This is a genomic window from Orientia chuto str. Dubai (genome assembly GCF_000964595.1).
Taxonomy (GTDB): Bacteria; Pseudomonadota; Alphaproteobacteria; order Rickettsiales; family Rickettsiaceae; genus Orientia; species Orientia mediorientalis.
The window spans coordinates 19,921-27,078 of record NZ_LANP01000015.1; the positions used below are offsets into that span (position 1 = coordinate 19,921).

Sequence of the window (7,158 nt, forward strand, 5' to 3'; positions counted from 1 at the left end):
GGTTAATATGAATAATCAAAACAGAAATATACTATTTTGGGCAACAGTATTTATTATACTTGTTGTAGCATTTAACTTGCTGCAGGGGGAAAGTTTTATTACTAGTCAGCAGCAGCTACATTTGTCTGATTTTTTAGCTAGAGTTGACGCTAAGCAAGTTAGTAGGGTAAAAATTCAAGGGCAAAGTTTAGAAGGGGAACTGACTGATGGTAGTAGTTTTTCAACATATTTTGGCAATTATGATAATTTAGTTAATCGTTTAAATGATCATGGTGTACATATTGAGGTCTTACCTACAAGTACTAAAATGGGAATATTTATAAGTACTATTATTTCTTGGTTTCCAATGTTATTGTTTATTGGAGTATGGATATTTATTATGAGGCAGATGCAAAGTGGATCTGGTAAAGCATTATATTTTGGTAGATCAAAGGCTAAATTAATGTCTGAAAACAGTATTAGGGTCTCTTTTAAGGATGTTGCAGGTATAGAAGAAGCTAAAGATGAATTAATGGAGATTGTAGAATTTCTTAGGGATCCAGGTAAATTTCAAAAATTGGGAGGTAAAATTCCTAAAGGATGTTTATTAGTAGGCCCTCCGGGTACTGGTAAAACTTTATTAGCAAGAGCTATTGCTGGTGAAGCTGGCGTTCCGTTTTTTCATATTTCGGGATCAGATTTTGTTGAAATGTTTGTAGGTATAGGAGCTAGTAGAGTTCGGGATCTGTTTTACCAAGCCAAAAAAAGTGCTCCTTGTATTGTTTTCATTGATGAAGTTGATGCAGTTGGTAGACATAGAGGTATAGGATTAGGGGGAGGAAATGACGAGCGGGAACAAACTCTTAATCAGATACTGGTTGAAATGGATGGATTTGAACCCAATGAAGGAGTAATAGTAGTAGCCGCTACTAATCGTGCAGATGTGTTAGATAAGGCTTTATTGCGTCCTGGAAGGTTTGATAGAAAAATTGTTTTAATTAACCCTGATGTACAAGGTAGAGAAAAGATTTTAAATGTTCATTTACGCAAAGTAAAGCATGCTGCAGATATTAATGTCAAGGCAATTGCTTGTGGAACATTTGGATTATCTGGGGCAGCATTGGCTAATATAGTTAATGAATCAGCATTAATTGCAGCAAAAAATAATAAAAAAGAAATTACTAATGAGGAATTGGAGCAAGCAAAAGATAAAATTATGATGGGAAGCGAGCGCCGCTCTATGGCTCTTACTGATGAACAAAAGCGTTGTACTGCTTATCATGAAGCAGGGCATGCTATTGTTGCTTTGTATGTTAAGGCTTCAGATCCAATTCATAAAGTTACTATTGTTCCTAGGGGGTCTTCTTTAGGTATGGTAATGAGATTACCAGAGCATGATAGATTAAATTATACTAGAGAACAGCTAGAATCTAATATTGCAGTAGCATTAGGAGGCCGTATAGCAGAGGAAGTGATTTTTGGAAAAGATAAAGTAACTACTGGGGCTTCAGAAGATATTAAGCAATGTACGAGAATTGCTAGGTTTATGGTACTTGAAGCAGGCTTAAGTGATCAGGTTGGACCACAGGAGTATACTTCGTATTATGAGACATATTTAAATCAAAAAAGTAAAATAACTCTTTCAGAAAAAAATGCTCAAATTATTGAAGATGAGGTAACAAAATTTATTGATGCAGGATATGTACTGGCTCGAAAGATAATAACTTCACATTTAGATAAGTTAGAGCTTATTGCTAACAGTTTATTGGATAGAGAAACTTTAAATGGGGATGATATTAAATTATTAGTATTTGGTGAGCATAAACCTAAAGCAAAAAGAAAGAATAATGCGCAATCTAAAGCAAAGAGTACTTCAGAAAATGAACAAGCTGCTATAATCTAAGTAAGAGATTTTATTCTTAAAAATAGAAAATGATTTTAGGCAGGAATTTTTTTTTACAGGATACAAATATAGTTAGTGCTAACTTAATTGGTAAATTATTGTGTTATAAGAATTTTCAAGGTGTTATCACTGAAACAGAAAGCTATATTGGGCAAGATGATCCTGCTTGTCATGCTGCTAAAGGTATAACAAAAAGGACCCAAATTATGTTTGGGCAAGCTGGGTTTAGCTATGTATATTTTATATATGGTAAGTATTATTGTCTAAATATTGTTACTGAAGCATTAGGGTTTCCAGCCGCAACTTTAATCAGGGGGATAAAATTAATTTGTCCTCCATATATACATCTTAATGGGCCAGGAAAACTTTGCCAGTTTCTAGGTATTAATTTAACTCATAATGCTATTGATATTACCTTATCTAAGGAGCTCTATATTAGAGATATAGGTTGCAAGTTAAATTATATGTCTACAGCTAGAATAGGTATTTCTAAAGGATTAGATAAAATGTGGCGATATGTTGCTACAGATGAAATTTTCTTTCAAACGTGTTCTTACATTGCTAGAGTATAGATATAAATATGGTTGAAATAAAGTTAAAAAATCAAAATGCTACTACAGCTTTTGCTAGACAATTAGCTAAAAACTTAAGTCCAGGATCAATAGTCACATTAAGCGGTGATTTAGGAGCTGGTAAGACCTTTATGTGCCAAGAAATTATTCGTACAATATGCGGAGTTAATACTATAGTATCAAGTCCAACCTTTAATATACTTCAAAAGTATCAAGTTGATAGCTTTGTAATTTATCATTTTGATTTATATCGTTTAAAAGATAGTAATGAGATTTATGAGTTAGGTATTGAAGATGCATGGCAGCAAAATATTTGCTTAGTTGAATGGCCAGAACTAATAGAAGATATAATACCTAGGCCTTATATTAGTATAAAAATAACTATGAATGTTAATTTAGAGAGGTTATGCTCAATTGTAACTTTAGTATAATAATTAATATAAAAATAAAAAGCATTATAGATTTTTTAAAATCTATGAATTTTATTGTACTTTCTCAATACATTATTAGGGAAATATATATCAACTTGAGTTTAATATAAGTAAGCAGTTAGAAAATAGAAGGGCAAGATTATTTAGTTTTTTTAGAAAAAAAACGGAAACTTTACTATGTTGGAAAACAGTGAATAATAGCTTTATAATCTGACATTAGAATAGTTAAAACAGATTGTTTTAACTCTGACAGTTAATACCTCAGTTTTTCATTAGGAAGGATTAGATAAAGGACTTAGAGAGATAAATTGTCAATTGTGAATATAAAAATAGCTATTAACAAAATGGTTTATAAAGGATAAGAGATACTCTATGGAAGATTAAAAAAATTATCAAAAGATATATTGGAAGTCGTAATTCATGGATTAATAGTTCATATTTATTTGAATAATACTATAAAGCCTAACAGAATACCTAAAATAAGCTATTCAAAGATATATTCTAAAATAGTATTGTTGTTTACTGCAACCTTAGTAAAGGTTGGTTTTAGGATTAAAATTACATTAGTTAATTAATAAACAATAGAAAGTTCAAGACCTAAAATTAACTAAAAAAGTGTAGATGAAGGGACTACTATTTTTTAAATTAACCAAGCATATTACTAGTTTAGTTTTTGGTAATAAAGTATCTTTAAAAACAAGAATTATTTTCCAATTTTTGCGATTGAAGGTTGAAGTTGATGACTGGTATAAAGAAAAGCATGGAAAATAAACTCTTTTTCTTTGGTTAAAAAAGTTTTACTATGTAAACGTTTAATTTATTAAAACTATATTCAGTATATTAAAAGCTTTTTTGAAGCTTAAACATAAAAAACAGTGTTTAATATGAAATGCTTTTTTCATCTATATATTAATTATCCTAGTTGCTTATTGCCTTAAGCCTAACTAAACATTCTATTAATTCTAAATTTCTTAATTAAAAGCTGAGGTTTATAAATTTACTAACATTTTTTATTTACAACTATGTTTAGTATGTTTATGCATAACTCTTAATAATTGTAATTGTGATAAAAAATATATTGCTGCAGTTTCAGATCGTAAAATATTTTTTCCTAAACTTATTGATTTTATTGTTCCAGTTTTGCTTACTTGTCCTAATATGGTTAAATCTTGTTCTGAAAAACCCCCCTCTGGCCCAATTAAAATTGAAGCTTTAGAAAGTATACATGCTGGCACATGATATATTTGTTGTACTGTTTCCTGTTCATTAGCTAATAATATACAATTAGAGCTCTTTTGATATAAAAAGTTTGCTAAGGTTATTGGAGATGATAGAATGGGGAAAGTTAATTGTTCTGATTGTCTGCAGGATTCTATGATGATTTTATTATATTTTTCTGTATTAAATTTAAGATACTGAGAGTATTCGCTTATGATTGGTACTATATGTGTTATTCCTATTTGAGTTGCCATATCAATTATTCTAGACATTTTTTCTGGTTTGACAATGCATTGAGCAAGAACTAATGGTGAGTTATTTTCGGTAACTTCTTTTGTAATTCTCCTAATTTGATTTGTTATTTGTAACAATACCTGTTTATAATTAATGAAATGAATAATAGCTAAATATTCACCATCTATATTATTAAATACTCTAATTTGATCATTATTTTTGCATCTTAAGACATTGATTAAGTAATGGATTTGCTCTTTTGATAACTCAACGGTAGTATCACTGTTTAATGATGTGCAACTATATAGTCTATGTAGTTTTTTAAGTTTCATATTTTTGATTTGTAGTTATACTACTAAAATAATATAACTTTAAAGTATTTGGGAAGTATATAATACAATGTTTGACATTTTTAGTTTTTCAAATTATTATCCCTTTAGAATAATTTTTTATATCATATGGATAGTGTAATTAATGACCAAGGTTATTAAATCAAAATATAAAGTTAGCAGGCGGCTAGGAATAAGTGTTTGGGGACATCAGAAAGATGCAATTAATAAAAAAAATTATAAACCTGGTCAGCAGGGTAATTCTACAAGTATTAGCAAGCGATCAGATTATAGTAAGCATCTTATAGCAAAACAAAGATTAAAGTCTCATTATGGCCGAATATCAGAAAAGCAGTTTAGGAATACTTTTAAGCTTGCTCAAGAGAAGAGAGGAAATACAGCTGAAAATTTAGTTGCATTGCTTGAGAGAAGGCTTGATGCTGTAGTTTATAGGTTAAATATTGCTCCAACAATTTTTGCTGCAAGGCAGTTAGTAAGTCACAAGCATATTATGGTTAATGGCAAAAAGATCAATATTGCAAGTTATAAGGTAAAAGCTGGTGATTCTATTCAAATCAGTGAATCAGCTAAGCAAATTCCTATAATTATAGGATCAGTTTCAACAAAGGGACGAAAAGTACCAGAATATTTGAGTTTTGATGATGAAAGGCTAACAGGAAGCTTTATCCGTATGCCTTCATCTATTGACGAGGTGCCGTATCCTTTTGATCCAAAAATAAATTTAGTTGTTGAGTTTTATTCAGCGTAGATATATCGTAATCAACATGCTTAATTTGTATTTTAAAGAAATATATAATCTTTAAATTATATACCTTTGCAGATCGTTGTATCCTGAAGATACTCTTAAATAAAGAAAGTTAAATTAGGACATGAGTTTAGATGACTATTTTAAATAGCAGTAGGGTGGTTTTCAAACTTCATAGCTCAGAGTTGAAATCATTTTATTTGCATATCATTGCAAATCAGAGCAGCAATTAGTAAATTCAGTATAAAATAAAGGAAGTATTACCTACCAAGCATATTTTGGAAAGCTTTGGAAAAATGAAGGAGAAGGTTCAAGCTATTTCAAATAACTTAGAAAAGGTTGTCAGATTTACTGAATCAAAAAATATAAGATTATACTTATTACACAGCTTTTGTTACGTTTTGGGATACAGGTAAACTGTTTTTCAATATAGACTTAAGAATTCATGGAGCTAGTACTGTAATAGGAGATCGTTCGTGGCCTTGGAAAATATAGTTTTTTCAAACTTCACCCAATAGCAGTTAAAGAGCTATTGATTCTGCTAGTGGAATAGCTGTAATAAAACATATACCTAGATATGGAAGAAATGATACTAATGCTGGATTAGCTATTATCGATACTTCAAGATTAGTACTTGAAGAAACTGATTTTTTAAGTATTTAAAATATAGTTGAAAATTCACCTGTGAAAATAGCTATAGTAGCTTATATTCAGTATTAAAGATATTGATTCAGTAAATCTGGCAACCTTTTCTGAGTTAGTAGCTTATAATGCATGATATAGGATTTTAAAGATTATTAATTTATAGATACTTTAGAAGTAAGGCACTTAAGGGCAGTTATCAGGAGCAAATAATAAAGTCTATGAAAATTTATTGCACTGGTAACATAGATGCAATATAGGAGATTGCAAATTCTGTTAATCATATTTAGCAAGAAGATATGATCCTATTTAAAAAATTACTTAGCCTGCATTATAGCAAGATTAACTATATTACTCAAAACTGTGTTTTAAGTACTGTTTGCTATTACAATTGCTATTATTGTAATTTCACTATGTAGAGAAGAAATGGAAGATTATATTAGCTCATAAAATTCCATTTTTATCAATCGATTTTCAACTTTAGCTATAATTTATTGTGTTTATACTATTTATCAGTATGCCTTTAAAGTTAAAAAAGCAATATGATACATTTATCAAAAAAATTAAGAGCTAATTCTTAGTATAGAAATATTTTTTAATTTATTAGAGTTCAATATAAGAAAAGGTTAGAGAATAGGAAAAAAAGGAAAATTTTATTAAAAAAAGAAATAAAAATTTTGCTAGGCTATGCTAGCACGAGATTTTATTAGGCTACATTACAAAAATGTATTATCTAAGTGCTGTTGTGATTTTATATTTTTAGCATATTTTATTGCTAATAGCTGTTCTTTAAATATTTGAAATACGATTTTATCTCCAGCCATATAAGATTTACCAGCACGGTAATATTCTAAACCTTTCAGAGTACCATTTGCCTTAATAAGGCTCTTGCACTCAAATTAAGGACGTCTACATCTTTGCATACTGTAATATCAAGCGCTCATGTGGCTAAAACTTACTCTGACTCCAGTCCTTAATTAACCTACTCATAGAGTCTTCAAAAGTACAATCTATCTTGACACCTTCATGTTGCTTCAACAGTAGTAAACTGCTTTTAATATTTGTCATCAGCAAAGTTTCGAGC

The 7,158-nt window shown here is 29.7% G+C and carries 5 protein-coding genes; 4 read left to right on the forward strand and 1 reads right to left on the reverse strand.

The window, feature by feature from the left end; all coding sequences use genetic code 11:
• The first annotated feature begins 7 nt into the window (after positions 1 to 7).
• The 3 genes from ftsH to tsaE are packed head-to-tail and all read left to right on the forward strand — an operon-like array spanning position 8 to position 2,885.
• Positions 8 to 1,882 (forward strand): ATP-dependent zinc metalloprotease FtsH, encoded by a 1,875-nt coding sequence (ftsH, locus tag OCHUTO_RS02850; protein WP_045797326.1) that lies wholly within the window; start codon positions 8 to 10, stop codon positions 1,880 to 1,882.
• Positions 1,883 to 1,911: 29 nt separating this feature from the next.
• A complete protein-coding gene (locus OCHUTO_RS02855; protein ID WP_045797327.1) occupies positions 1,912 to 2,454 on the forward strand; it encodes a DNA-3-methyladenine glycosylase in 543 nt (180 codons plus the stop codon).
• An 8-nt stretch (positions 2,455 to 2,462) separates the two neighbouring features.
• Positions 2,463 to 2,885: a tRNA (adenosine(37)-N6)-threonylcarbamoyltransferase complex ATPase subunit type 1 TsaE gene (gene tsaE, locus OCHUTO_RS02860; RefSeq protein WP_045797328.1), complete on the forward strand. Its 423-nt coding sequence runs from the start codon at positions 2,463 to 2,465 to the stop codon at positions 2,883 to 2,885.
• A 1,010-nt stretch (positions 2,886 to 3,895) separates the two neighbouring features.
• Here the strand turns inward: tsaE and OCHUTO_RS02865 are convergent.
• The gene (locus OCHUTO_RS02865; RefSeq protein ID WP_045797329.1) at positions 3,896 to 4,669 is read right to left on the reverse strand and encodes an RsmE family RNA methyltransferase; all 774 of its coding nucleotides are present in this window, start codon (positions 4,667 to 4,669) and stop codon (positions 3,896 to 3,898) included.
• Between the two features lie 142 nt (positions 4,670 to 4,811).
• Here OCHUTO_RS02865 and rpsD point away from each other — a divergent pair, with 142 nt between their 5' ends.
• Positions 4,812 to 5,435 carry a 30S ribosomal protein S4 gene (gene rpsD / locus OCHUTO_RS02870; protein WP_045797330.1) on the forward strand — a complete coding sequence of 208 codons (624 nt, stop codon included), beginning with the start codon at positions 4,812 to 4,814 and terminating at the stop codon, positions 5,433 to 5,435.
• Positions 5,436 to 7,158: the final 1,723 nt, after the last annotated feature.